The sequence below is a fragment of the Streptomyces albofaciens JCM 4342 genome (assembly GCF_008634025.1).
GTDB lineage: Bacteria > Actinomycetota > Actinomycetes > Streptomycetales > Streptomycetaceae > Streptomyces > Streptomyces albofaciens.
Genome location: NZ_PDCM01000002.1, coordinates 4,411,320 through 4,434,735, shown reverse-complemented (window position 1 = coordinate 4,434,735; position 23,416 = coordinate 4,411,320). Strand labels below are relative to the sequence as shown.

Here is a 23,416-nt window from a genome sequence, read left to right as displayed (position 1 = left end):
GCCTCGGGGACGGCCACGCACCCCCGCCGCTGAGTGCTTACGGCACCGCTCACCCCCACTCAACGCGAACGTCCTGCGTCTCCACATGCATGCCGAACGGCACGCGCCAGGACGCCACGCACACGCGCCAGGTGGCGGTGCGGTGGGAGGTGGCCGGGATGGGGGTGGGGAGGCTGTGAGTGGAGGTTCTGGTGGTCCAGTCGATGCCCAGGGCGCCGATGATGTGGGTGCCGAAGGTGATGCTGCCGGAAGTCACCGGGCGGCCACCGGTGTTGCGGAGCTCGACGGTCACCTTTTCGCACCACCGTACGTCGGCTTTGGAGCGTTGGAGAGGGCCGAGGGCCGAGTGGGGAGGGGTGGGGGGTTTGGGTTTGAGTTTGGGCTGCTTGGGCTTGCGGGCGGGGTCGGGCTTTTGGGTGGGGGTGGAAGTGGGGGTGGGGGCAGGTGGGGGTGGGGTGCCGGATGGGGAACTGGGTGGGGGGTTGCTTGGGGCTTCGGCGGGTCCGGCTCGGTGGTTGGGGGGTGTGGGGGGGGCCGGGGGGTGTGTGGGGTCGGTGGTTGTACCCGTACCCGTACCCGTGCCCGTACCCGTGTTGGAGCCGGATGTGGGGGCGGCCTCGGTGGCCGAGTCGGCCTGGCGGGGGCCGGAGGTGGGGCCGTCCAGGGGTGTGAGGGTGATGCCGTCGCCCGGGGGAACCGGCTTCGCGGGGGAACGGCCGTCGGCCGGGCCGGCGGCGCCCACCGCTGCGTAGCCCCGGCCGCCGTCGCCACCGCAGGCGGAGAGCAGCGTGGCCAGGCACAGGGCGGCCGTGGGGAGAAGGGCGCGCGTCATGTGGGGCGCGCGGGCGGTATGGGGGTGTGGAGCGCGGCTTGTCCGTCGCATCGGGCCAGTGTTGCTGACGGGTCGTCAGTTGCATAGGCCCGGTGCGCAGTGCGCGAAGTGGTGGTGCGCGGTGTGGGGCGCGAGGCGGTGTCAGCGGTGTGCGGGTCCCGTCGCTTGCAGACCCGCCCGGATCAGTCGGAGATCAGCCCTTCGCGGAGTGTGGCCAAGGTGCGCGTCAGCAGCCGGGAGACGTGCATCTGGGAGATGCCGACCTCCTCGCCGATCTGGGACTGCGTCATGTTGGCGAAGAAGCGCAGCATGATGATCTGCCGTTCGCGCGGCGGGAGTTTGGCCAGCAGGGGCTTGAGGGACTCGCGGTACTCGACGCCTTCGAGCGCGCTGTCCTCGTAGCCGAGGCGGTCCGCGAGGGAGCCCTCGCCGCCGTCGTCCTCGGGGGACGGGGAGTCGAGCGAGGAGGCGGTGTACGCGTTGCCGACCGCGAGGCCGTCGACCACGTCCTCCTCGGACACGCCGAGGCACTGGGCGAGTTCGATGACGGTCGGGGAGCGGTCGAGCTTCTGGGCGAGTTCGTCGCTGGCCTTGGTGAGGGCCAGGCGCAGTTCCTGGAGGCGGCGCGGGACGCGTACCGACCAGGAGGTGTCGCGGAAGAACCGCTTGATCTCGCCGACCACGGTCGGCATCGCGAACGTCGGGAATTCGACGCCGCGTTCGCAATCGAAACGGTCGATGGCCTTGATCAGACCGATCGTGCCGACCTGGACGATGTCCTCCATCGGCTCGTTGCGACTGCGGAAACGTGCCGCCGCGTAGCGCACCAGCGGCAGGTTCAGTTCGATCAGGGTGTCGCGGACGTACGCCCGCTCGGCGCTGTCCTTGTCGAGCGTGGCCAGTCGCATGAAGAGGGAGCGGGAGAGCGTACGGGTGTTGAGAGCGTCGTCGTCGTGCACGGGCGCTGCCGGCGCGGGAATCGCGGGAAGCACCTTCGAGCTGCCCAGTTCTACGGACATGCCACCCCCTTGAGGTCGCGGTCGGGTCGCTGCGGTGCCCTCGGCCCGCGGCGGAACCGAGAACTTATGCCTCCACCTGAATACCGGAGGCGACGCCACGGCAAACGCGGTTCCTGCAGAATGTCACATGTCGGCAACACGCTGTAGCGCCAAGTCGACATATCCGTGCAGGAAGGGGTCGCCCGTCCCGGTTAGGCTTCGATCCTGTTTGCGGACCGCAGTCGTGCGAAGCTCCGCGACAGTAGCCGGGACACGTGCATCTGCGACACCCCCAGCTCGGCACTGATCTGAGATTGCGTCAAGTTGCTGTAGTAACGGAGCAACAGGATCCGCTGCTCGCGCTCCGGCAGCTGGACGAGCAGATGCCGTACGAGGTCGCGGTGCTCGACGCCGGCCAGCTCCGGGTCCTCGTACCCGAGGCGGTCCAGCAGGCCCGGCAGTCCGTCGCCCTCCTGCGCGGCCTCCAGGGAGGTGGCGTGGTACGAGCGGCCCGCCTCCAGGCAGGCCAGCACCTCGTCCTCGCCGATCTTGAGCCGTTCGGCGATCTCCGCGGTGGTCGGCGACCGGCCGTGCAGTACGGTCAGGTCCTCCGTGGCGCCGTTGACCTGCACCCACAGCTCGTGGAGGCGGCGCGGCACGTGGACGGTGCGCACGTTGTCCCGGAAGTAGCGCTTGATCTCGCCGACCACGGTCGGCATCGCGAAGGTGGGGAACTGGACGCCGCGCCCGGGGTCGAAGCGGTCGATGGCGTTGATCAGGCCGATCGTGCCGACCTGGACGACGTCCTCCATCGGTTCGTTACGGCTGCGGAAACGTGCCGCCGCGTACCGTACCAGCGGCAGATTGGCCTCGATCAGGGCGGCGCGTACCCGGGCGTGCTCCGGCGTGCCCGGCTCCAGGCTCGACAGCTCGGCGAACAGCACCTGCGTGAGTGCCCGCGTGTCCGCGCTCCTGCTTTCGCGGGATGGCGCCTTGGGCGCAGTTCGGGCCGTCACGGTCACGCCACCCTTCTCAGTCCATCCATCCGGCAAAAGCGGTCATAGCAGGTCATAGCATCACAAGACATGTGCACTGTGTGCAAGCACCGCATAACGCCGTGTTGATCGCAGAGTTGATCCCAGAGCCGGTCGCGGAGCGGGCCATGGGGGCGGGGGTGCTGCGGTGCGCCCGGGCAGCGGAAAGCCCCCCGCTCGGGCAGCGAAAAGCCCCCCGCCCGGTACAGGGGGCGAGGGGCGGGCGCGCGGCCGGGGCCGCGGCTCAGAACTCGTAGTCGGCGATCACCCAGGTGGCGAACTCGCGCCACTGCCCGGCGGCGGCCTGATGGGCCGGGTGTTCGATATAGCGCTTGAGGGCGTCGGTGTCGGCAACGGCCGAGTTGACGGCGAAGTCGTACGCGATCGGCCGGTCCGTGATGTTCCAGGCGCACTCCCAGAACTCCAGCTCGGGAATCTGGTCGGCCAGCTCCTGGAACGCCTGCGCACCGGCCACGACCCGCGGCTCGTCGCGTTCGACGCCCTCGTTGAGCTTGAAAAGAACCAGGTGGCGTATCACTGGGCGGTCCTCCGTGCGTTCGTCGTACGGGCCGACGCCGTACGTCCCGTGCCGTCGGCCGCGCCGACCGGGCACCTACGGGATCGGCCCGGCCGGGCGCCCTACGAGATCAGCTGGGTCATGAACTCGCCGACCCCGTGGGCAGCCGACGAAATGCCCTCGAACCCTATCTGGACGAGATCGGCGGCGCGCGCCGGGGACGTGATGATCGTGTACAGGACGAAGACGGCGACCACGTACAACGCGATCTTTTTCGCTTGCGCCATCCGACTGTCCCGTCTCCCCTTACGGCAGCTCCCGCCCGCCCTTCCCCGGTGCCGGGCGGGGTGAGTCTAACCACTTCCGTCACGGGGGTGGAGTCGGCGGCGGGTGGGGTGGTGCCGGGTGCGGCACCGGGCAGGCGCCCGTGGATCAGGTGGTCAGGACTTTGTTGATCAGAACTTTGCTGCCCAAGACGTTGTTGATCAGGGCGTTGTTGATCAGGACTTTAAGGACCAAAGGCCCCTGGAGGGAGGCCGTTTGCCCGGCGCCCGGACCCGGTGGCCGGAGCAGGATGGTGGTGTACCCGGCGAATCTGGCAGGAATTCGCGGGGTACGGGCCAGCGCCCCGCTGCGGGGTCCACGCCGCGGCTTCCCCCCTGACTGGCGGTGCGGACTTGGGGCCCGGTCCACCAACGGGGGAAACGGCTTGTCCCCCCCGGATGCCGTTTCCCCCGGCCACATCGCGGAGCCCCGGCTCCGGGCCCAAAGGCCCGGAGCCGGGGCTTTCGCGTACGGGAGGGTCCGGTGCCCGGCGCCTAGACTGGGCCCTTTCGGGGGTACGGGCCCGGCCCTGGGCGGATGGGCGGATGGAGAACGGCTGTGACGAGTGGCGTCGAGGACGTGGCGGACCCGTCGGCCGAGGTGCTGACGGAGGCCGCGGCGACATTCGGACTGCTGGCGTCGCCCGCGCGCCTGCACATCGTCTGGGTGCTGGCGGACGGCGAGTGCGATGTCAGCGGGCTGGCGGAGCGGGTGGGCGGTGCGCTGCCCGCGGTGAGCCAGCACCTGGCGAAGCTGAAGCTGGCGGGGCTGGTGCGGTCGCGGCGGGAGGGCCGCCGCGTGGTGTACCTGGTCGACGACCCCGACGTGGTGTCGATGGTGCGGTGGCTGGTGGGGCAGCTGACCGACCGGGCGGGCGGGTCCGAAGGACCGGCGGTTCCGGGGCGCGTCCGTGGCCTGGGCGCCTGAGAAGGTCGTGGGCTCCGCGGCCGCCCGTACGGAGGGGGATTCGGAGCCTGGTACCCACCTCGCACCACCGGCAGTACGGGCGGAGAGCGGCGCCGCCCTGCGGGACGCCCCCGGCCTGACGGCACTGGAAACCCTGCGCCTCCTGGAGAGCGGGCCGCGCGGCCTGACCGAGGCCCAGGCCGAGGAACGGCTGCTGCGGTACGGCGAGAACACGCTGCCCGAGCGGCGATCGGCCGGCCGGCCCTGGCGCTTCGTCCGCAGCCTGCGGGATCCGTTCACGACCGTGCTGCTGTGCCTGGCGCTGGTCTCGGCCGCCGTCGCGTCCTGGGGTACGGCGTGCGTGATCGCCGTACTGGTGGTGGTCAGCGCGGTGCTGCGGTCCAGCGGCGAGTACCGGGCCGAGCGCTCCACGGCGGCGCTGCGCGAGCTGATCGCCACGACGGCGACGGTGCAGCGGCGGGCGCCGGCGGGCGGCGCCGCCCGCGAGATCCCGGTCGATCAGCTGGTGCCGGGCGATGTGATCCGGCTCGGCCCGGGTGACCTGGTCCCCGCCGACCTGCGGTTGCTGCGCGCGAGCGGCCTGACCGTACGCCAGGCGGCGCTGACGGGGGAGTCGGCGCCGGTGGCGAAGTATCCGGTGGACGCTCGGGAGGACGTGGCAACAGGGGCGTACACGAGTGCGAGTGACGGCCCCGGCCTCTTCGAGCGCCCCGAGCTGTGCTTCCAGGGCAGCAGCGTCGCCTCCGGCAGCGGCACCGCGGTGGTGCTGGCCACCGGGGCGGAGACGCTGTTCAGCGGTGCGTACGGGAGGCCGCGGGGGACGGGTGCCGTCTCCGGTACGCGTGGGGCGGATGTCGTCTCCGGTACGTGTGGGGCGGGTGTCGACTCCGGTAAACGGGAGGTGGGCGCCGACTCCGGTACACGCGGGACGGCCGCCGGCCCCGGCGCGCCGGGCGCCCGCCGGATGCCCGGGTCCGCTCGCCGGATGCCCGGTCCCGTCCGCCGGATGTCCGGTCCCCGCAAGCTCCCGCGTCGCCCGCGCGAAAGCGCCTTCGACCGCTCGGTGAACGGGGTCTCCTGGACCCTCATCCGCTTCATGCTGCTCACCCCGCCGCTGGTGCTGATGGCCAACGCGGCGCTTCGCGGGCGAGGCCTGGAGACGCTGCCGTTCGCCGTGGCGGTGGCGGTCGGGCTCACCCCCGAGATGCTGCCCGTCATCGTCACCACCGCGCTCGCCCGGGGCGCGGCGCTGCTCGCGCGCGGCGGCGAGGTGATCGTCAAGCGGCTGCCCGCGCTGCACGACCTCGGCGCGATCGACGTGCTGTGCACGGACAAGACCGGCACCCTCACCCAGGACCGCCCGGTCCTGGACTGTTCCCTCGCCCCGGACGGGCGGCCCGCGCCCGGACCGCTGCACTGGGCGGCCGTCAACAGCCTGTGGACACTCCAGCTCGCAGAGCTGCCCACGCCGGACGCCCTCGACGAGGCGATCCTGGAGGCGGCCGAGGACGGCTTCGACGCGCTGCTGGCGTACGAGGGCGTCGCCGCCCTGCCCTTCGACCCGGTACGGCGTACGTCGTGCGCGGTGGTGCGTACGGACGCGGCGACGGCGGGCGGCTCCGGTCCCCGGCTCGGTGTGCACACGCTCGTCGTCAAGGGCGCGCCCGAGGACGTGCTGGAACGCTGCGCCCACGTCCGTGAAGACGGGCGGGACATCGACCTCGACGACGCGGCCCGCGCGCGCCTGGCCCGGCTCGTCGCCGACCGCACGGCGGACGGGCTGCGGCTGCTGGCCGTCGCGGTGGCCGAGCGGCGCGCCCGGCTCGGCCCGTACACCCCGGCGGACGAGCGCGGCCTGACCCTCGTCGGCTTCGTCGGCCTGCGCGACGCGCTCGCCCCGACCGCCGCCGCGGCCTGCGCGGGCCTGGCGCGGCGCGGCGTCGCCGTCAAGGTCCTCACCGGCGACCATCCGGGCACCGTCACCCACGTCTGCCGTGAACTCGGGCTCGACACCGGCCCCGGCGCGGTGCTCACCGCCGACCGGATCGACGGCCTCACGGACGGCGAACTGGCCCGCCTCGCCTCCCGTACGACGGCGTTCGCACGCTGCACGCCCGAGCACAAGGCGCGGATCGTGGGGGCGCTGCGGGCGGGGGACGGCTCGGCGCGCAAGGCCGCGGACGGTACGGGTGAGGGGGCCCCGCCCCGTACCGTCGGCTTCCTCGGCGACGGCGTCAACGACCTCCCCGCCCTGCACGCCTGTGACGTGGGCATCGCCCCGCGCGACGCCGTGCACGTGACGCGCGAGGCGGCCGATGTCGTCCTCGCCTCGAAGGACCTGAACGCCATCGACGGCGCGATCGTCGCGGGCCGCCGCAGCACCGCCAACATCGCCACGTACCTGCGCATCACCCTCTCCTCCAACCTCGGCAACGTCATCGCGATGCTCGGCGCAGGGCTGCTGCTGCCGTTCCTGCCGATGCTCCCGGCGCAGGTCCTGGTGCAGAACCTGTGCTTCGACGCGGTCCAGCTGGCGTTCGCCTTCGACCGGCCGGGACCGGCCGCGCTGCGCCGGCCCGCGGTACTGCGCCCCGCCGACCTGCTCCGTTACATCACCGGTTTCGGGCTGCTCAACGCCGCCGCCGACCTGGCCACGTTCGGTGTGCTGGTGCTGGCGGTGCACGGCTCCGGGCACCCGGGCGGCCAGGACGCGTTCCACGCCGGGTGGTTCACGGAGAACCTGCTGACGCAGGCGCTGGTGATGTACCTGCTGCGCGCCGGACGCCACTCGGCGGAGGGCCGGGCACCCGGCCCGATCCGGGGCGCGGTGTGCGCGCTCGCCGTCATCGGCCTGCTCCTGCCACCGTCCCCGCTGGGCCCGCTGCTGGGCATGTCGGCACTGCCTCCCCTCTATTACGGGCTGCTGGCGGCCGTACTGGTGCTGTACGGGGCCGGGCTGACGTGGGCCAAGAGGCGGTACGAGCGGCGGACGGCGGCGTCTCGTCCGTAGGGCGCACGGTCGCACGGTGAGGTCTCGTAGGGCGCACGGTGAGGTCTCGGCCGTAGCGCGGACGGCGAGACCTGAGCCGTGGACGGACGAAAGGCCTCAGCCGTACGACAGACCCGAGCAGATGTTGTCATCGGCCGAGCGGGCCGAGTCGGCGATCGCCGACGACCCGGACGAGGGGCCCGCACTCGGGGTGGCGGCGGCCGGGGACTCCAGGCTGGGCCGGGACGCGTACGCGGTGCCCAGGACGACCTTGACGCCGGCGCCCGGGGCGGTCGTCGGCACGAGCCGGGCGTCCCGGAAGCGTGCCGCGACGGCCTTGGCCTCGGCCTCCTTGCCCGCGCCGTACTCGACGGTGGTGGCCGTGCGGCCCTGGGCACGCGCGGTCGCCGTACCGGTGACGGTGAAGCCCGCGGACTTGAGCTGATCGGCGGCGCGGGCGGCCAGCCCGGTCGTGGCGGTGCCGTTGTAGACGGCGACGCTGATGCCCGCACCCGCACCCGCAGCCGAATCGGTACCCGTGCGGGTATCCGTACCCGCACCCGTTCCCGTGCCCGCGCCCGTTTCCGGGCCACCGGACGGTGACGGCGACGGCCCCGGGGAAGCCTGCGCCCCCGGCCCGCCCGCGTTCTTGCCGTCCAGTGTGCGGTCCGCCTTGATGTCCGCCCAGAGCGTGTCCGCCGCCGGGTGCACGATCGCGACCCGTTCGCCCTGGTAGCGCCACGGCAGCGTGATGAACTTGGTGTTGTGCAGGTCGATGTCCTTCAGCGACATCGCGAAGGAGAGCAGCTTGTCGGCCGAGTCCAGGCCCGGGTCGACGGTCATGGACTGGGTGGCGGCGTTGGCCAGCGGCAGCAGGGTGGTGGGGCTGAAGCCCTGGTCCTTCACCTTCTTGATCAGCGATCCGACGAAGGCCTGCTGGCGCTGGATGCGGCCGATATCGGAGTTGTCGCCGATGCCGTGCCGGATGCGTACGTAATCGAGCGCCTGCTGACCGGATACGTTCTGCGGCCCCTTGGCGAAGATCCGCTCACCGCGGGAGTGGCGGTTCGGGTTCAGATCGCCCTCGTAGATGTCCTTCGGCAGGCAGACCGGTACGCCGCCCACCGCGGACGTCATCTTCGAGAAGCCCTCGAAGTCGACGACGACGGTGTGGTCGACGCGTACGCCGGACAGTTTCTCCACCGTGTTCTGGGTGCAGGCCGGGTTGCCCTTGGCGCTCTCGCCGACCGAGAAGGCCGCGTTGAACATCGCGTTGTGCTGCGGCTTGGTCCACCTGCCGTCCGGCAGCCGGCACGGGGGTATCTCCACCAGGGTGTCGCGGGGTATGGAGACCGCGACCGCATGCTTGCTGTCACCGTATATGTGCAGCAGGAAGGCGGTGTCCGAGCGGCCCACGTCACCGTCGCCGCCGCCCAGCGAGCTGTTGCCGCCGGACCGCGAGTCCGAGCCGATGACCAGGATGTTCTGCCCGCCGGCGCCCTCCGCGGGGCGCTGCGGGCTGACCCCGTCGGCGCCGAAGGTGGTGATGTTCCCGTTGAGCTTGAGGTAGAACCAGCCCGCGCCCGCGGCGATCAGTACGAGCAGCGATACGGCGATGATCGCGGCCGTCCGCAGCGGGCGGCGCCGCCTGCCCCGTCCGGCACTCCCGGCCACGGCCCGGTGACTGCTTGCTGTCATGTGTGTGCACCCTCACCTGCGCGGTTCTTGCCGAAGAAGACGGTCGTTCGGGCCAGTCGGTTGTACAGTTGCGCAATGTAGCAAGTAACGAATCCGGCAAGACGGCGCGGACCGGTGACCGCCGGGGCGCGATGGAGGGAAAGGCGGGACGAGATGCTGCGGAACGGGCTGGAGCCCTGGCACCTGCTGATCGTGGCCCTCGTGGTGATCCTGCTGTTCGGCTCGAAGAAGCTGCCGGACACGGCGCGGGCCCTGGGCAAGTCGCTGCGGATCCTCAAGAGCGAGACGAAGGCGATGAAGGACGAGAGCGGGGCGGCGAAGGACGAGACCGGAGCGGCGAAGGGCGAGGCCGGGGCGGCGAAGGGCGAGGCCGGAGCGGCGAAGGACGAGACCGGGGCGGACGTGCGCACGGGAGCGGTGATGACCGACCGTGCGCCGGGCGGCGCCGACGGGAGGACGGGCGCCGTGCAGCACACCGGCGGAGACGGCCGCCACCCATAATGGTTGGCGCGCGTCGCGATCAGCGTGCCGCGCCCAGCACCAACCACGAGGGGAAACCGACCGGATGAGCACCGAGCGCAAGCCTTCCGAACACGCCGTACGCGCCGGCCGCACCGTTTCGTCGACGGGCGGACGTATCACCGCAGTTGTCGTGGCCCTGCTGCTCGGCCTGATGGGCGCGGCGGGCAGCGCGGCAGCGGCGGCACCCGCGGCTCCGGCGGTCGCTCACGTCGCCCACGTCTCGCACGGCGTTCAGCAGCAGACCGCCGGCGCACCGGCCGCGCAGGCGGAGGCCGCCCCGGCCTCCTTCCACCACCACGCGAAGGCCGCCTTCGGCTCCAAGGACAAGAAGGAGAAGAAGGAAAAGAAGAAGAAGGGCTTCTTCAAGAAGCTCGGCATCTTCCTCATCGTGCTGCTGATCATCTTCATCGTCATCATCATCGTGGTGATCTGGCTGATCGTGCACTTCGTGCGCAAGGCGTTCCGCCGCCGCAACAGCTGAGGCCCCGGCCGTCTCCCGGAACGCACAGCCCCCGTTCGCGAACAGAAGCTTCGCGAACGGGGGCTGTCGCCGTTCCCGGCCGTCGGCCGTGCCCCTCGGGCACTCCGCACTCCGTATCAGCGCACCCGCCCCCGCGGCTTCAGCGCCACCGTGGGAAGTCCGGGCGCGGGCAGGCGGTCACCGTCATATCCGCTCACCTCCCCGAACCGGTCGCCTGCCATCCACGCCTCGCGGGCCTCCGCGATATCGGCGTGAGAACGCCCGATGAAGTTCCACCACATGACGATTTCCTCCTCGAACGGCGTGCCGCCGAGCAGGGCCGTCCGGGCGGAGGTGTCCGACTCGTTCGTGAGGGTCAGGGTGTCGCGGCCGGGACAGGCGTAGCCCAGCTCGGCCGGGCGCAGCAGGGTGCCGGCCAGGCGGACGGGCCCTTGGTCGACGAGCAGGCCGTGTTCGAAAGCGGGGTCCACGGCGAGGGTGACCGTCGCGCGCGGCGCGAGGACGATCTCGGCGCCGAGGAGCGGGGTGAAGGCCGGCACCGGCGAGGTCACGCCCGCGAGCGTGCCCAGGAACACGCTGATCCCGGCCCCGCCGTCCCGTACGGGGCGCGGCACGTGGTGCTGGAAGCCGGGCTCCGTGAGCCGGTGTTCCGCGGGCAGCGCCACCCACAGCTGCACCCCGTGCAGCACGGTGGTCCGCCCGGTCGACACCTCCGAGTGGCTGATCCCGCGGCCACCCGTCATGAGGTTCAGCTCGCCCGGCCGTACGTACGCGTGGGTGCCCAGGCTGTCGCGGTGCTCGATCTCCCCGCTGAACAGCCAGCTCACCGTCTGCAATCCGGTGTGCGGGTGCGGCGCGACATCCATGCCGCCGGTCTCGGCGACGTCATCCGGGCCGTAATGATCCGCGAAGCACCAGGCGCCGATGAGCGTACGGGAGCGCTGCGGCAGCGTACGCCGTACGGTCATGGCCCGCGGCCCGCCCAACGGCACGTCGCGCGGGGCGAGCACCTCGACCTCGGGCACCTGCTCGCCCGGGGCGCAGCGCAACTCGGCGGGGTCCACTTCGACGTTGCTCATGTGCGGCGCCTTCCCGTGACTGGTGATTGCACATTCAACAATATCGATGTCGTGGCCCGCCGGCCGCCCCGGCGCGCGTGTTACCGGCCGACCGGGAAGCCCGACGGTAGGCGGACGGTGTGGTGGTCAGGGCGGCCCGCATGTGCTGGCGCAGGTCGGTGCCGCTGCCCATGCCACTCCTGGCGGCGATGTCGTCCACGGGCAGCTCCGTCGATTCCAGTAGGTGGCGAGCGTGCCGCAAGCGCGCAGCGGCGCACCATTCAGCCGGGTACGGGCCCGTCCCCGGCTGAAGCGCCTGGTGAACGTCCGCACGCTCATGTGACAGTGCGCCGCGAGGCCCTTGAGGGACAGCCGCATGTCCAGGTGTTCCGCCGTCAGCGCCCGCGCTCCGGCCGTCGACGTGTCCGCGACGACGCCAGCGGCAGCTTCTCTCCCCGCGAGGGCTGAAACCCGCGGGGAGGACCGAGGTCAGGCGTCGCCGTTGAGCATGGCGGCGGTCAGGACATTGCCGGCGACGCCCCAGCCGCCGTCGGGGACCTCGTCGACCAGTACGACGGTGGTGGGGCGGGCCCGCTCGCCGTAGATCTCCGCGTACAGGTCGGTGGTGCGCTCGACGATCTTCTTCTTGTCCTCGGCGGTGATGGTGCCTGCGGGGACCTTGAAATGTGCGAAAGGCATGGCTGTTTCTCCTTGAGTAGGGTTCTTTTTCAGAGCGGTGGCGGAGGCGGAGGCGGAGGTGGAAGTGGGGTGACCACCACGACGTACGGCTACGTCTTCACACCATGCCCCCGTTGGCCCGCAGGACCTGGCCGTTCACCCAGTGCCCCGCCGGGCTGGTGAGGAAGGCCACCACGCGGGCGATGTCCTCCGGGGTGCCCAGCCGCTCCAGGGGCGGGGCCTTCGCGAGCCGGTCGATCTGCTCGGGCGTCTTGCCTTCGAGGAACAGGTCCGTGGCGGTGGGGCCGGGGGCGACGGTGTTCACGGTGATGTCCCGGCCGCGCAGCTCGCGGGCGAGGATCAGGGTGAGCGACTCGACGGCCGCCTTGCTCGCCGCGTACGCGCCGTAAGCGGGGAACCGGGTGCCGACCACGGAGGTCGAGAACCCCACGAACGAGCCGCCCGCGCGCAGCCGCCGGGCCGCCTGCTGGGCCACGACGAAAGCGCCGCGGATGTTGGTGCGGTGCACGGCGTCGAGTTCCGCCAGGTCGAGGTCGGCGACGGGCGACAGGGCGAGCCGGCCGGCGCAGTTCACCACGACGTCCACGCCGCCGAACTCCCGCTCCGCCCGGTCGAACAAGGCGGCGACCGCGTGCTCGTCCGCCACGTCCGCCGGTACGGGGACCGCCCGCCCGCCGGCAGCGGTGACCGCCGCCACCGTCTCCTCGGCGGCCGCCGCGTCGCGGGCGTAGTTCACCACGACGGCCAGGCCGTCCTGGGCGAGCTCGCGGGAGACCGCCCGGCCGATACCGCGCGACCCGCCGGTGACGACGGCGACCCGCCCGGCCGCCGGAGCGGGGACGGAGGCGGGAGGGGCAAGGGGACTGGAACGGGGACTGGGGCGGTTCGTGGTCATGCCCTCCACGATGTGCGGCAACGGCCGGCGGAACCAGGGGATGTCATCCCCTGGGTCGACGGCCCGGCCGAACGCAGAATGGCGGGCATGGGTTCTGTGAAGTACACCGAGCTGGGGGCTTTCCTGCGCTCGCGGCGTGCCCGCATCCGTCCGGCCGACGTGGGACTTCCCCACGGGCCCCGCCGCCGGGTGCCGGGACTGCGCCGCGACGAGGTCGCCCAGCTCGCCGGCGCCTCGGTGGACTACTACAACGAACTCGAACGCGGCGCCGGGTCCCAGCCCTCCGAGCAGATGATCGCGGCGCTGGCGAGGGCCCTGCGCCTGACCGCCGACGAGCGCGACTACCTCTACCGCCTGGCCGACCGCCCGGTGCCCGCCCACGGCGGACCGGCCTCCCACGTCCACCCCGGCATGCTCGACCTGCTCACCCGCCTGACCTCGACACCCGCGCAGGTGATCACCGACCTGCACGTCACCCTCGTACAGAACCCACTGGCGGTGGCACTGCTCGGGGACCAGTCCGGCTTCCGGGGCGGCCGGGCCAGCTTCGTCCACCGGTGGTTCACCGAACCCGACGCCCGGCAGCTCTATCCCGAGGCCGACCACGCGGCCCAGTCCCGGGCCTTCGTCGCCGATCTGCGGGCAGCCGCCGCCAGACGGGACGCCAAGGACACCGAAGCCGGCTCGCTGATCGGCGCGCTGCTCGACGCCTCCCCCGAATTCGCCGCCCTCTGGGCCGACCACGACGTGGCGTTCCGGCGCGACGACCGCAAACGCCTCATCCACCCCGCACTCGGGCTGATCGAAGTCAACTGCCTCAACCTGTTCAGCGAGGACGGCCGCCAACGGCTGCTCTGGTTCACCCCCGCGGTCGGCACCGACAGCGCCGGCCTCCTCGACCTGCTCGCCGTCCTCGGCACCCAGGAGGTCACCGGCAAGCAGCAGTCGACCACGACACGTCCAAAGATCATCCAGTAGGAGAAGGCCGAAAGCGCTCACCGCACTTCAGCATCTCCTGTTGCACGTGCGACACGAGACACAATCCAGTAGGACCACACAGGATTCAGGGGCATCGAATCGCCATGCTTGTCCGGTTCGCAGGAAAATCCGCAGGTGAGAAGCGTCATCCCGGCGGGTTCAAACCCTACTGCTACTGCTTGTAACACCCCTCTGATCTGAGGAGACGCGGTCAGGGGGTGTTTTGCGTGAGGTATCCGCCGGTGCCCGGCGCCGTGGTCGGGAGCGGCTGTCAGCACCTCGTGCAGCCGCTGCCACACCCCGGCCGCGTTCCAGTCCCGCAGTCGCCGCCAGCAGGTCATCCCCGAGCCGAACCCGAGCTCCTGCGGCAGCCATTCCCACTGGATACCGGTGTAGAGGACGAACAGGATGCCGCACAACACCTTGCGGTCCGCCAGCACCGGCTTGCAGCCGGGCCGCCGATGCCCCGCAGGCAGCGACGGCAACAGCGGCTCGATGATCGACCACAACTCGCCTTCCACCAGCCAAGGACGAGCGCGTCGCTTGCTCACACCCCAGCGACCGTCACATCCGCGCCGAGAACACGGCTACTCACATTGCGTTGGGACTTCTGGGGCCCTTACCGCACACATGACTACGAACTTGGCAAAGTAGCGACCGTTTGGTCAGCTCACGTCACGTCAATCCACCCTGTCGACGACACGGTGGTGTTCGCTATCCCCCGATAGGCCCGTCGCTTCCAGAGCGTGCTTCCTTCGCCGTACTCCGGCAGGGCCGCTCGCGCCTCGTCTTCCGTATCGAAGACGTACTCCTTGCCGCTGGCCGTCCGGATCTTCCACTCCTCCATGGGCATGCCGGCAAGTCCCGGACCCATCACCATGTTTGGCCTCCTTCTGATTGCCCAGCGCATGGCACTGAGGGCTTCGACGGGTAACGAAAACCCTACAGGGGTGGTGCGTCGAGAAGTCCCCGCCGACTGGTGGGGACCCCCGCCGATCGGCGGGGGTGCGTTGAATTGACCAGAAATTTAATAAAAAATTCAACCATGCATTTTGGAGTTCCGTTTACCCTGCCCGCCTAAAGTGGACGATACCTTAGCAAAACTGACACGGGGAGCAAAACATGACGGGTGCCAGAGGTCAGGCATGTCCAGATTCCTTGCGGGTTCTCATCGCCGATGACGAGCCACTGATGCGGCTGAGTCTTCAAAAATTCCTGGACGCATCCGACGGTATAGACGTCGTGGAAACGTGTTCGGGGCCCGAAGCACTCGCTGCGGTGGCCGCACATCGCCCCGATGTCGTTCTTCTGGACATTGAGATGCAGGGCCTTGACGGTATGACCGTGCTGCGTCAGATCGCATCGGTCGGACACGCCCCTAAAATCATTGTGCTCACGAAATCTCGCCGAGAAGATGACGTGTCTCTCGCGCTCTTCGTCGGGGCAACGGGCTACCTTTTGAAAGACACCGACCCGGAACAGCTGGTCCACGACATCCGGAGTCTCACCGCAGGGCGACGGCCTCTGGCAACACCTGTCGCGACTGCCGTCATCAACGGGTATCTCGCTCGCTGCCGAACCAACGAGGCGCCTGCGCTGGTAGGGACTTTGTCGCCCCGGGAACGTTATGCGCTGTCCCTCCTGGGCAGAGGACTGACCAACTTGCAGATAGCCCGCCGTATGGGTGTCGCGCCGAGTACCGCCAAGGACCACGTCAGTGCACTGCTCGCCAAACTCGGCAACCTCAACCGTGTACAAGCAGCGGTCATAGCGGATAGGGCAGGTATCACCGCCTGGTCGCCCGGTCTCCATGCACATCAAGCGGCCGAGCCCGTGCGCAAGCAACGGCCGGTCCCGGCAACCGCAAAGAATCTTGCGTACGTATAAGCCCTCCGCCGCCGGGCGGCAACCCCGCCGAACGGCGGGTGTGGCCACCACACTACGGATTGCAGCGCCCGCGTTCCGGATCGGATGATCATGTCGTTCGGAAATTCCAACTGCTCCGGAAGGAACTGAGAGACAATGAGTCTTGCCCAGCTGCGTTCCATGAACTTTCCCGCGCTCAGCGAGGTTGAGGGTCAGCAGGCAGACGGCGAGGGCCGTCGCCTGAGCAAGGCCCAGTGCGCCGAGCTCTACGCGCTGAGCTTCACCAGCGTGGTCATTTCGTGCGGCGGCACCCCCACGGACTACCTGAAGATGTACAACCAGTTCTGCCGCTAGCACTTTTTGATTCGGCCCTGGCTTCTCCGGAAGCCAGGGCCGAACCTGTGGGCGAAGGATAGGGAAATGAAGAAGTTCCGGCGATTTCATACGAGCCAAACCGGCGATACGGACTGCGGGCCGGCGTGCGTCAGGACGGTCCTCAGGCGCCACGGCAAACTGATCGACGTGGCAGTCCTCAGCGAGTTCGGTTGGCCTGGGCCGTCGGGGCTCCTCTTTGCTGCGCCTGCAGCACGTCTTGGCGGACTACGGTGTCGACTCCGAGCTTCTTCGGCTGGACATCGGGCAACTCGCCCAGGCCGTGAATACGGCCGGGCCCGCCATCGTACGAGTACAGGTCATGAGCCAACCGCATTTTGTGGTGGTCCATGCTGAACGCAACGGGCACTTCGCGATAAGCGATCCGCTGCTGTCGGCGCCCACAAAAATGAGTGCGGACGCCCTGGCGGAGATATTCACCGGGCACGTGCTCGTCACGGACACGCCTGCTGCCGGCCTGAGCCTGCGCGGCAGGTTCAACGAACTCCGCTCGCAACGAGTCGTATGGCCACTGGTCCGCAGCCGCTGGCCCGTACTGACCGCGATTCTCGTCCTCACCGCGCTGGTCTCGGGCGCTTCGCTGCTGACCAGCATTTTTCTTCAAGTAGCGGTTGACCGTGTCGTGCGTGAAGCTTCGATGCAATCGATCAACTTGCTGACGGCCACAGTCGCCGGAATTCTTCTCCTGGTCGGGGTCGCCCAGTATGCGCGCGGCCGACTGGCGGTCTCTCTGGGCCAGGCTCTGCAGCGCCAGCTTTCCGATACCTACGTCCGCAAGCTGTTGCGGTTGCCGACGGCCTTTCACGACAACCGGCGGGTCGGCGACCTGGTGAGCCGCCTCGATGACGTGCAAGAGATCCAGACGCTCGTTTCCACCTCCACGGTTCAGGCTTCGATGGACGTCGGGGTGGTGCTCGGGGTGGGTGCGTACCTGGCCCTGACCAACAAGTACATACTTGCCGTTCTGCTCTTGTCCGCGGCAGTGAACGTCCTCACCTCACGGCTGCTGTTCTCGCCCATCAGGACAGCTTCCGAGGAAGCTCTGCAACGGGATGCCACGCTCAAAGCGGAGCTTTTCAACCTCGTACACCACTACGAGCAAGTGGTTTCCTACGCCAAGCGAGATTTCGCGCAGGACAGGATCCGTGAACGCCTGGAACGCAGGATCTCCGCCGAGACCCGCTTGGGAAGGCTCGGCAACCTGGGCTCCGTAGTGATGACCGTCAATCTCGGCCTCACCACGGTGCTCACCACTTGGGTGTGCCTCAGGCTGGCTCTCTCCGGTGTACTGACAGTCGGGCAGATATTCGCTTCGGTCTCGCTGGCCGGCTACTTCCTGTCGTCTGCAAACTCGATCGCCGCTCTCCAAGTGACACTCCAGCGCCTGTTCGCCGCCGTGGGCCGTTATCGGGAAATCATCAATCAGAACGAGGACCCCCGCCTGGCATCGGCCGAGCCCTCGACCATGGAAACTCCTCACAGCGCCGAGCCCACACACATCGAGGTGGGCGGTTTGAGTGTCACTTACCCGTCCTCCTCGCGTCCGGCGGTGAAGGATCTCCGACTCTCCATCGAACCGGCATCCACGACGCTGATAGTCGGCGCCAACGGCCAAGGCAAAAGCACAGCCCTGAAGGCAATCGCAGGCTTCTTCTCCGACTACCACGGGACCGTCACGGTCAACGGACGGGACAGCAGGCAGCTACGGGAGAACGAACTCAGGGACCGTGTCCTCTACCTCAGCGACAGCCCACTGCTGATCACCGCCACGCTCAGGGAGAACCTGACCCTGGGCAAGCCGGCAGAGGACGAAGCCATTGAACTGGCCTGCAAAATCGCGTGCTTCGACGAGGTGATTCGCGATCTGCCGGGCGGTATGTCTTGGGGAGTTCGGGAGGACGGAAGCGGCCTCTCCCGCGGACAGATGCAGCGCCTGGCGTTGGCCAGAGCAGTGCTGCACGCTCCGGACGTCTACCTGCTGGACGAAGCATTCAGCGGAATCGACCGAGGAACTGTCCACAGGATCTGGAGCAATCTCGCATCCCTTCCCGCTTCGAAGGTGGTGGTGTCCCACACAGATGCCGCCGACCTCACCTTCGATCACATCGTCCAAATCGACGGCAGCACTGCCCAGGATCAGATAGTCATGGAGGGCGCCGGCAATGCGCTTCGGTGAAGTATTGGTCGCGTCGCATGGCCGGGACACCGCAACGTCTCCTTGGGAAGAGGACCTGCGCCTCGTCTACGACGTCTCTCCCCGTCTGGCGGACGTACCCGCCACCGCTTTCCCGCCCCCTTCCTCGGCGGCGCCGGCACCCCGCATCACCGCGGTGATACTCACCTGCGATGAGGAAAAAAGGGTTGGCCAGTGCATCGACGCCATGGCTGCCGACGTCGACGAGGTCCTCGTCATCGACTCGGGATCGCGCGACGGCACCTTGCAAGTGGTGCGGGAATCGGGCGTTCCCACGCGCATAGTCGAGAGCCCGTGGCAAAAGGACTTCGCGAGACAGCGAAACCTGGCCTTCGACCACGTGACTGACGGCTGGGTCGTCATGGTCGACGCCGACGAGGAGTTGGCGCCTGCATCCGTCGGGGCACTTCGGCGTTGTCTGGCAGTACTGGACCTCGTACTGCCCGACGTCGACCTGGCGGTGTGCCCGGAGATCGCAGATGTCGACGACCAAGGCGGTATTTACAGCGACCTGCCGCGGGCTCTTCGAGCGAGGACATCTCTCCGCTACCGGGGCCGGATCCACGAGCGCCCCTACGACCGGGAGGGAAACTGCCCCCTGACAGCCCGCGTCTCCGTCCGCTTCACACACTACGGCTACCAACCAGAGGTGATCGCTGCCAAGAAGAAGCTGCAACGTCACAACAGCCTCCTAGAACTGTGCCGCGAAGACGAACCCCAGAACCCGAAATGGACCTACTACCAAGCTCGGGAACAGCTGGTCGAAGACCTCACTCCGGCCCGCGCCCGCGAGCTGTTCGACCTGCTCTCGGAATCCCTGACGCACTGCCCGCCCGGAGCTTCGGACTACGTGGCAGAGCGGGTGCAGGACAGCTGGGCCCTGCTCTGTGAGCTCGCCCTTCGCTTCGGCGGCGCCAACGAGATCAGCCACTGTGCGGGCCTGCTTCACAGTGTCGACCGGCATGTCGAGGCCACGTACTTCGAAACGGTCGTAGCCGCCAGCCAGACGCTGAGCCGTCTGTCGCAGCTGGCGGACTCGGCAGCTGCCGCTTCATCGAGAAACGGCAGGTCCACGCCTCGGGACGCAGGGCGCCTGCACGAGCTGTACGGCTTGCTGGCACTCGCGAGCGGCCGCCATGACGAGGCTCGCACCGCTCTCGGCCAGGCGATGGCGCGAGGCTCGGGCGCACGACTGTCCGCCGAGATCGCCGGCCTGCGGACAATGCTGTCCCACCTCGACGACGAGCCGATGCAGGTACCGGCGCAGCAGGCCCCGTAGACACAGCCCATCCCGCCCCATCCCGGCAAAAAGCCCCAGACCACCATCGGTGGCCTGGGGCTTCCCGCTCTCTGAGCCCCCTGTCGGATTCGAACCGACGACCTACGCTTTACAAGAGCGTTCCGGGTGGGAATCGAGCCTGATAAGCAGCGGATCGGAGCGGCCCCCAACTCGGTCTCCAGGGGCGGCAGAACACCGTCTGAAGGAGCGTTTGGCCAGCTCAGGGGCTCCTTGGCAGGTCTTTCCGGAGCCTGCTCTGCCGCAGGTCCTTCGTCGGATTCCCTCATCTTTCCCTGCCTGTCCCCGGCCTTCTGTCCACGTTCTGTCCACGGACAGCCCCCGAACACCCCCTCCTCCGGAATGCGGCTTGGCGCCGGAGGGCGAACCCAAGTTCCCGCAGGTCAGCCCTACCCTGCCGTTTGCTGGTCCAACGCTTCGCATTCGCGCTCGCCACGCATAACCACACCCTCACGCTGACATCACTCGGCATGGGGCGGAGTGGCCACCGACTTCCTCCTGGTCGTGATCCGCGGCCCCAGCTCCTTCTAGTTCTGGGGCCGAGACGACGAGGGTCAGCTTCGGGGCGGTCGTCTCCTCCGTCGCGTTAGCTCGCGGTACGAGGGTGACCGGCGCGTTCGCCGCTGCCTGGTCGAACTGCGGCATGAGCGAGGTGTAGGTGTCGGCGGTGAGGGAGTAGTTGCTGTGGCCGAGGAGAGCTTGGATGGCCTTCATGGACAAGCCGGCCGCGAGGCTCAGCGATGCGGCGCAGTGGCGGAGGTCGTGAAGGCGGATCGGGGGGAGGCCGAGCCTTTTGACCAGGCGGTCGAAGGCTTGCGAGACGTTGTCCGGGTTGTGGGGACTTCCATCCTCAGTGGTGAACACGCGGCCTGAGTTGACGTAGGGCCCGTACTTCTCGGGTTCGGCCCGGTGCTTTGCTTCCCAGGCTTCGCGCTCGGCCTTCTGTGCTTCGCGCACAGCTCGGAGCAGTGCGCGGGTCACGTCGTCCAAGGTGACGGTACGGCGTCCGCTGCGGCTCTTGGGGGTGTCTTCCCATACCTCGCTGTAGGTACGGCCCATGACCAGTTGCTCGACGACCTTGATTGTTCCGGCTTCCAGGTCCGTTTCGGTCCAGGGCAGACCGACGGTTTCGCCGCGTCGTGTTGCTCTGAAGACCGCGAGATGCCACATGGGGTACATGCGGTGTCCGGTTGCACCGTCGAGGAACTGCCCGGTCTGTTGTGGGGTCCAGACCATAACGGGGCCAGGGATCTCCCCTGTCTCGCGCCAGCGTGCGACACGTTCGTCCGTCCACACGAGGGCTTCAGGACGCTCGTACTTGGGGAGGACGACTCCTTTGGTGAAGTTCTCCGTGATCAGCTTTTCGGCGACAGCGGCGTCGAGTGCGGCAGAGAGGGTGTCTTTGAACTTCTTCTGTGTGCCCGGGCCTGTGTCTCTGCGTGGCTTCTGGCGTGCCTCGCGAAGGGCCGCCTTGGCCTCGTCCCACCGCTGGCGCAGGTGTGGGGGGCGGGGCTTGGGCGCAGACTTCCATGCTCGGTAGGCATCGTCGCACTCGGCTTTGGCCTGCTGGGCTGCGAGCCGGTTGGCTGCCTTGGTTTCGTTGTGGGCCCAGATCTGTTCGAACATCTCCTGGATGTGGCGCTTACGCAGTTGGCGCAGGGGGAGGTGGCCGAGGGCGGGTATGAAGATCCGCTCGACGTAGTCCTCGTAGTCCTTGCGGGTGCTGCGCTTGAGGTCGACGCGCTGGCGCAGCCAGCGGCGCAGGTACTGAGCGACCGTCTCCTTGGAGTCGATGTCGACCCCGCCCTGGGCCTCGTCCCAGAGCTTCTGTGCCGCTTCCTTCGCGTCGGTCTGGGTTCGGAAGCCGCTCTTGCGGGGCCGGCGTCGTTCGCCGCGCGGGCCGTCGGGGAGGTTGAGGTAGTAGGCCCAGGAGCCGTGGTCCCGCTTTTTCAGGTCTGGGCAGGCCGAGCCGATCTCGCGGCGCTTGGGTTTGCCGTCGGGCCTGAGCACCGGTCGGCCGGCGTCGTCGAGTACCGGCTCCGTGCACGAGCATCGCTTGTAGGTGGTTCCGTCGAACACGCAGGCTCCTGTTTGAGCTGGGGTTTCCTTGCGTGTCCTGATCTTTCTGTAGCGGAGCTTGCGCATCCTTGGGTCTCGTATGCTTCCGGTCAGGTGGCGCGGGGATGAAGGATTTGACCACCTATGACCACATCTGCGATTGGTTCTGTTGCGCCTCCCTCTGAGCGTGGGGACATGTCCGTGGAGGAGGTTCTGGCGCTTCCGCTTGCGATCAGCGTGGCGACGGCGGCGCGCGCTTTCAAGATCGGGGCGGACAAGGCGTACCGGCTGATCGAGGAGGGCCGGTTCCCGGCGAAGCTGATTCCGCTGGGCGATACGACGAAGGTGGCGACGGCGTCCGTCTGGGAGGCGCTTGGACTGCGTTAGCCGATCTTTTGCTGCGGCCTGTTTACCGAGAAGCCGCCCGCACCCCCGTCTTCCGTGGGTCGCTACGCGGCAGTTCACTCGACCCCTTCATAGCCCCAGGCAACCAACTAGCTGGACGTGAGGGAGGCCACTTTTCGATGTCGTGTTCGATCACTGCACTTGACCTGCGTAAATACCTAGCGGCGCCAAGTGAACGGAGAGTCCTCCTATGACAGCCGAGTACATTGGCCTATTACGGAGCTAAGGGGCCGCTATGGGCAAGGCGGTCGCACTCCCGATGGATGGAGATTCATGGCACGGCTATCGGGTTACGTGCGTCCTGGAGAGCTGCACCAGCAGGAAGCCCAGGGCTTGCGTGAGGGCGCTTCACGACTGCTCTTGAACGAGCCCGCAGGCGCGGTCGTGCGCCAGCTCGCCGACAAGGGCTACACCAACGCGCGCGGGAACCCCTGGACTGCGGAGGCATTCGTGCGGGCCATCCTCAACCCGCTCATGGCGGGCCTCGACAAGAACGGCGAGCCCATCGAGGACTTCGGGGAAACGGTACTCACACCGGACGAGCACCAAAGGCTGAACGCACTGTTCGCTAAGCGCCGCGGCGAGCAGACACCGCCTCGCGAACCGTTCGACTACCTGCTCACCAGCGGCCTGTCCGAGTGCGGGCGGTGCACCTTCCCCATGCAAGGGGCACGGGTGAACGGTGATGCAGACCCCGGCTACCGGTGCCCGCCCCCCAAGGAGGGCCGCGCTTCGTGTGGTGGCGTCCGCATGAACGCCAGCCGCCTGGAGGACGCCGTAGCCGAGCAGGTCCTCGCCGATGTTCTGCGCCCGGGAACCCACGAGCGGCTGCTTGAAGTCCAGGAGGACGTCAGGGCCGAAGTACGACGTCTGCGCGAGCATGTCGACGGGGCCGAGGAGCGGTTCAAGGAACTGGGCGGCATGTACGGGCGTGGCCTGTTGGTGCGCTCGGCGTTCCTGGCCGCTCAGAAGGCCACCAAGGAGGATCTGCGGCAGGCTCGGGCACGGCTTCGGTTCCTGGAGCAGATCGCGGACGTGCCGATCTCCGGCGTCACCGATTTCGTCGCGTGGTGGAAGACCGCTCCGCGGGCCTCTCAGCGAGCTCTCATCGCCTTGGAGATTTCCAAGGTGCGTGTCATGCCGTCGGGGGGTGGGCGGCACGCCGATCCGCACGAGCGGATCGTTATCGACTGGCGTACCCCCACCGACTGATCTTCTTTTCGTGCGCCTCGCCGGCTGGGGCGCACCGCT

Annotated in this window: 23 protein-coding genes, 1 tRNA gene and 1 pseudogene; 11 read left to right on the top strand and 14 right to left on the bottom strand. The window is 68.7% G+C overall.

All coding sequences use genetic code 11. The features are described 5' to 3' along the window. Nucleotides 1-49: 49 nt before the first annotated feature. The 5 genes from CP973_RS41310 to CP973_RS40310 form a co-directional block, all read right to left on the bottom strand. Nucleotides 50-292, bottom strand: coding sequence for a hypothetical protein (locus CP973_RS41310; protein ID WP_244410243.1), 243 nt, complete (start codon nucleotides 290-292; stop codon nucleotides 50-52). A 722-nt stretch (nucleotides 293-1,014) separates the two neighbouring features. Next, nucleotides 1,015-1,851, bottom strand: a complete 837-nt coding sequence (locus CP973_RS39465; RefSeq protein WP_150249897.1) for an RNA polymerase sigma factor SigF — start codon at nucleotides 1,849-1,851, stop codon at nucleotides 1,015-1,017. Nucleotides 1,852-2,042: 191 nt separating this feature from the next. Further along, on the bottom strand, nucleotides 2,043-2,852 hold the full coding sequence (locus CP973_RS39460) for an RNA polymerase sigma factor SigF (protein ID WP_003984135.1): 810 nt from the start codon (nucleotides 2,850-2,852) through the stop codon (nucleotides 2,043-2,045). Nucleotides 2,853-3,108: 256 nt separating this feature from the next. After that, complete coding sequence (locus CP973_RS39455; protein ID WP_030671301.1) at nucleotides 3,109-3,402, bottom strand: Dabb family protein; 294 nt, start codon at nucleotides 3,400-3,402, stop codon at nucleotides 3,109-3,111. 101 nt (nucleotides 3,403-3,503) lie between these two features. Then, complete coding sequence (locus CP973_RS40310; protein WP_167515140.1) at nucleotides 3,504-3,668, bottom strand: hypothetical protein; 165 nt, start codon at nucleotides 3,666-3,668, stop codon at nucleotides 3,504-3,506. A gap of 574 nt (nucleotides 3,669-4,242) precedes the next feature. Between CP973_RS40310 and CP973_RS39450 the strand changes: the two genes are divergently transcribed. Beyond that, the gene (locus CP973_RS39450; protein ID WP_150249894.1) at nucleotides 4,243-4,632 is read left to right on the top strand and encodes an ArsR/SmtB family transcription factor; all 390 of its coding nucleotides are present in this window, start codon (nucleotides 4,243-4,245) and stop codon (nucleotides 4,630-4,632) included. Then, nucleotides 4,616-7,642 (top strand): P-type ATPase actuator domain-containing protein, encoded by a 3,027-nt coding sequence (locus tag CP973_RS39440; RefSeq protein ID WP_425282066.1) that lies wholly within the window; start codon nucleotides 4,616-4,618, stop codon nucleotides 7,640-7,642. Before CP973_RS39450 ends, CP973_RS39440 begins: the two co-directional genes overlap by 17 nt. A 96-nt stretch (nucleotides 7,643-7,738) precedes the next feature. Here the strand turns inward: CP973_RS39440 and CP973_RS39435 are convergent, their stop codons facing one another. Beyond that, nucleotides 7,739-9,319, bottom strand: a complete 1,581-nt coding sequence (locus CP973_RS39435) for an LCP family protein (protein WP_150249891.1) — start codon at nucleotides 9,317-9,319, stop codon at nucleotides 7,739-7,741. Nucleotides 9,320-9,472: 153 nt separating this feature from the next. Between CP973_RS39435 and tatA the strand changes: the two genes are divergently transcribed. Together tatA and CP973_RS39425 are read left to right on the top strand one after the other, a co-directional pair. Continuing rightward, complete coding sequence (gene tatA / locus CP973_RS41305; RefSeq protein ID WP_244410242.1) at nucleotides 9,473-9,820, top strand: Sec-independent protein translocase subunit TatA; 348 nt, start codon at nucleotides 9,473-9,475, stop codon at nucleotides 9,818-9,820. A gap of 64 nt (nucleotides 9,821-9,884) precedes the next feature. After that, the gene (locus CP973_RS39425) at nucleotides 9,885-10,322 is read left to right on the top strand and encodes a hypothetical protein (RefSeq protein ID WP_150249888.1); all 438 of its coding nucleotides are present in this window, start codon (nucleotides 9,885-9,887) and stop codon (nucleotides 10,320-10,322) included. A gap of 116 nt (nucleotides 10,323-10,438) precedes the next feature. On the opposite strand, the gene CP973_RS39420 is transcribed toward CP973_RS39425, so the two are convergent. From CP973_RS39420 to CP973_RS39405, 4 genes are all read right to left on the bottom strand, one after another. Then, nucleotides 10,439-11,401 (bottom strand): pirin family protein, encoded by a 963-nt coding sequence (locus CP973_RS39420; RefSeq protein WP_150249885.1) that lies wholly within the window; start codon nucleotides 11,399-11,401, stop codon nucleotides 10,439-10,441. Nucleotides 11,402-11,435: 34 nt separating this feature from the next. Further along, a complete protein-coding gene (locus tag CP973_RS39415; protein ID WP_244410328.1) occupies nucleotides 11,436-11,726 on the bottom strand; it encodes a helix-turn-helix domain-containing protein in 291 nt (96 codons plus the stop codon). A 143-nt stretch (nucleotides 11,727-11,869) separates the two neighbouring features. Then, entirely contained in the window at nucleotides 11,870-12,079 is a 210-nt protein-coding gene (locus tag CP973_RS39410; protein WP_150249882.1) for a 4-oxalocrotonate tautomerase family protein, read from the bottom strand. Nucleotides 12,080-12,176: 97 nt separating this feature from the next. Continuing rightward, a complete protein-coding gene (locus CP973_RS39405) occupies nucleotides 12,177-12,974 on the bottom strand; it encodes an SDR family oxidoreductase (RefSeq protein WP_150249880.1) in 798 nt (265 codons plus the stop codon). 78 nt (nucleotides 12,975-13,052) lie between these two features. On the opposite strand from CP973_RS39405, the gene CP973_RS39400 reads away from it, so the two are divergent. Next, the gene (locus CP973_RS39400) at nucleotides 13,053-13,952 is read left to right on the top strand and encodes a helix-turn-helix transcriptional regulator (RefSeq protein WP_208853448.1); all 900 of its coding nucleotides are present in this window, start codon (nucleotides 13,053-13,055) and stop codon (nucleotides 13,950-13,952) included. A 272-nt stretch (nucleotides 13,953-14,224) separates the two neighbouring features. Here CP973_RS39400 and CP973_RS41300 read toward each other — a convergent pair. Beyond that, nucleotides 14,225-14,503, bottom strand: a pseudogene (locus tag CP973_RS41300) (transposase); the annotation flags it as partial. A gap of 119 nt (nucleotides 14,504-14,622) precedes the next feature. Further along, complete coding sequence (locus CP973_RS39390) at nucleotides 14,623-14,832, bottom strand: hypothetical protein (protein ID WP_150249877.1); 210 nt, start codon at nucleotides 14,830-14,832, stop codon at nucleotides 14,623-14,625. Nucleotides 14,833-15,074: 242 nt separating this feature from the next. Here CP973_RS39390 and CP973_RS39385 point away from each other — a divergent pair, with 242 nt between their 5' ends. The 4 genes from CP973_RS39385 to CP973_RS39370 all read left to right on the top strand — a co-directional run bounded on the left by CP973_RS39385 (nucleotide 15,075) and on the right by CP973_RS39370 (nucleotide 19,684). Next, nucleotides 15,075-15,839, top strand: coding sequence for a response regulator (locus tag CP973_RS39385; protein ID WP_150249874.1), 765 nt, complete (start codon nucleotides 15,075-15,077; stop codon nucleotides 15,837-15,839). 135 nt (nucleotides 15,840-15,974) lie between these two features. Continuing rightward, nucleotides 15,975-16,172 (top strand): hypothetical protein, encoded by a 198-nt coding sequence (locus tag CP973_RS39380; protein ID WP_150249871.1) that lies wholly within the window; start codon nucleotides 15,975-15,977, stop codon nucleotides 16,170-16,172. A gap of 196 nt (nucleotides 16,173-16,368) precedes the next feature. Continuing rightward, the gene (locus CP973_RS39375) at nucleotides 16,369-18,387 is read left to right on the top strand and encodes a peptidase domain-containing ABC transporter (protein ID WP_280119060.1); all 2,019 of its coding nucleotides are present in this window, start codon (nucleotides 16,369-16,371) and stop codon (nucleotides 18,385-18,387) included. Then, a complete protein-coding gene (locus CP973_RS39370) occupies nucleotides 18,374-19,684 on the top strand; it encodes a glycosyltransferase (protein WP_150249866.1) in 1,311 nt (436 codons plus the stop codon). Before CP973_RS39375 ends, CP973_RS39370 begins: the two co-directional genes overlap by 14 nt. A 74-nt stretch (nucleotides 19,685-19,758) precedes the next feature. Here the strand turns inward: CP973_RS39370 and CP973_RS39365 are convergent. Both CP973_RS39365 and CP973_RS39360 read right to left on the bottom strand, forming a co-directional pair. Beyond that, nucleotides 19,759-19,870 (bottom strand) — tRNA-Thr (locus CP973_RS39365). Nucleotides 19,871-20,152: 282 nt separating this feature from the next. After that, nucleotides 20,153-21,781 (bottom strand): tyrosine-type recombinase/integrase, encoded by a 1,629-nt coding sequence (locus tag CP973_RS39360; protein ID WP_167538604.1) that lies wholly within the window; start codon nucleotides 21,779-21,781, stop codon nucleotides 20,153-20,155. Between the two features lie 174 nt (nucleotides 21,782-21,955). Here CP973_RS39360 and CP973_RS39355 point away from each other — a divergent pair, with 174 nt between their 5' ends. Then, a complete protein-coding gene (locus tag CP973_RS39355) occupies nucleotides 21,956-22,147 on the top strand; it encodes a DNA-binding protein (protein ID WP_150249860.1) in 192 nt (63 codons plus the stop codon). 291 nt (nucleotides 22,148-22,438) lie between these two features. Then, a complete protein-coding gene (locus CP973_RS39350; protein ID WP_150249857.1) occupies nucleotides 22,439-23,377 on the top strand; it encodes a recombinase zinc beta ribbon domain-containing protein in 939 nt (312 codons plus the stop codon). Nucleotides 23,378-23,416 lie beyond the last annotated feature (39 nt).

Coding starts and splice junctions, on each gene's coding strand:
- CP973_RS39370 (WP_150249866.1), top strand. CDS start 18,374: ATGCGCTTCGGTGAAGTATTGGTCGCGTCGCATGGCCGGGACACCGCA.
- CP973_RS39400 (WP_208853448.1), top strand. CDS start 13,053: ATGGCGGGCATGGGTTCTGTGAAGTACACCGAGCTGGGGGCTTTCCTG.
- CP973_RS39405 (WP_150249880.1), bottom strand. CDS start 12,974: ATGACCACGAACCGCCCCAGTCCCCGTTCCAGTCCCCTTGCCCCTCCC.
- CP973_RS39410 (WP_150249882.1), bottom strand. CDS start 12,079: ATGCCTTTCGCACATTTCAAGGTCCCCGCAGGCACCATCACCGCCGAG.
- CP973_RS39465 (WP_150249897.1), bottom strand. CDS start 1,851: ATGTCCGTAGAACTGGGCAGCTCGAAGGTGCTTCCCGCGATTCCCGCG.
- CP973_RS39390 (WP_150249877.1), bottom strand. CDS start 14,832: ATGGTGATGGGTCCGGGACTTGCCGGCATGCCCATGGAGGAGTGGAAG.
- CP973_RS39450 (WP_150249894.1), top strand. CDS start 4,243: ATGGGCGGATGGAGAACGGCTGTGACGAGTGGCGTCGAGGACGTGGCG.
- CP973_RS39425 (WP_150249888.1), top strand. CDS start 9,885: ATGAGCACCGAGCGCAAGCCTTCCGAACACGCCGTACGCGCCGGCCGC.
- CP973_RS39355 (WP_150249860.1), top strand. CDS start 21,956: ATGTCCGTGGAGGAGGTTCTGGCGCTTCCGCTTGCGATCAGCGTGGCG.
- tatA (WP_244410242.1), top strand. CDS start 9,473: ATGCTGCGGAACGGGCTGGAGCCCTGGCACCTGCTGATCGTGGCCCTC.
- CP973_RS39380 (WP_150249871.1), top strand. CDS start 15,975: ATGAGTCTTGCCCAGCTGCGTTCCATGAACTTTCCCGCGCTCAGCGAG.
- CP973_RS39385 (WP_150249874.1), top strand. CDS start 15,075: ATGACGGGTGCCAGAGGTCAGGCATGTCCAGATTCCTTGCGGGTTCTC.
- CP973_RS40310 (WP_167515140.1), bottom strand. CDS start 3,668: ATGGCGCAAGCGAAAAAGATCGCGTTGTACGTGGTCGCCGTCTTCGTC.
- CP973_RS39435 (WP_150249891.1), bottom strand. CDS start 9,319: ATGACAGCAAGCAGTCACCGGGCCGTGGCCGGGAGTGCCGGACGGGGC.
- CP973_RS39350 (WP_150249857.1), top strand. CDS start 22,439: ATGGCACGGCTATCGGGTTACGTGCGTCCTGGAGAGCTGCACCAGCAG.
- CP973_RS39420 (WP_150249885.1), bottom strand. CDS start 11,401: ATGAGCAACGTCGAAGTGGACCCCGCCGAGTTGCGCTGCGCCCCGGGC.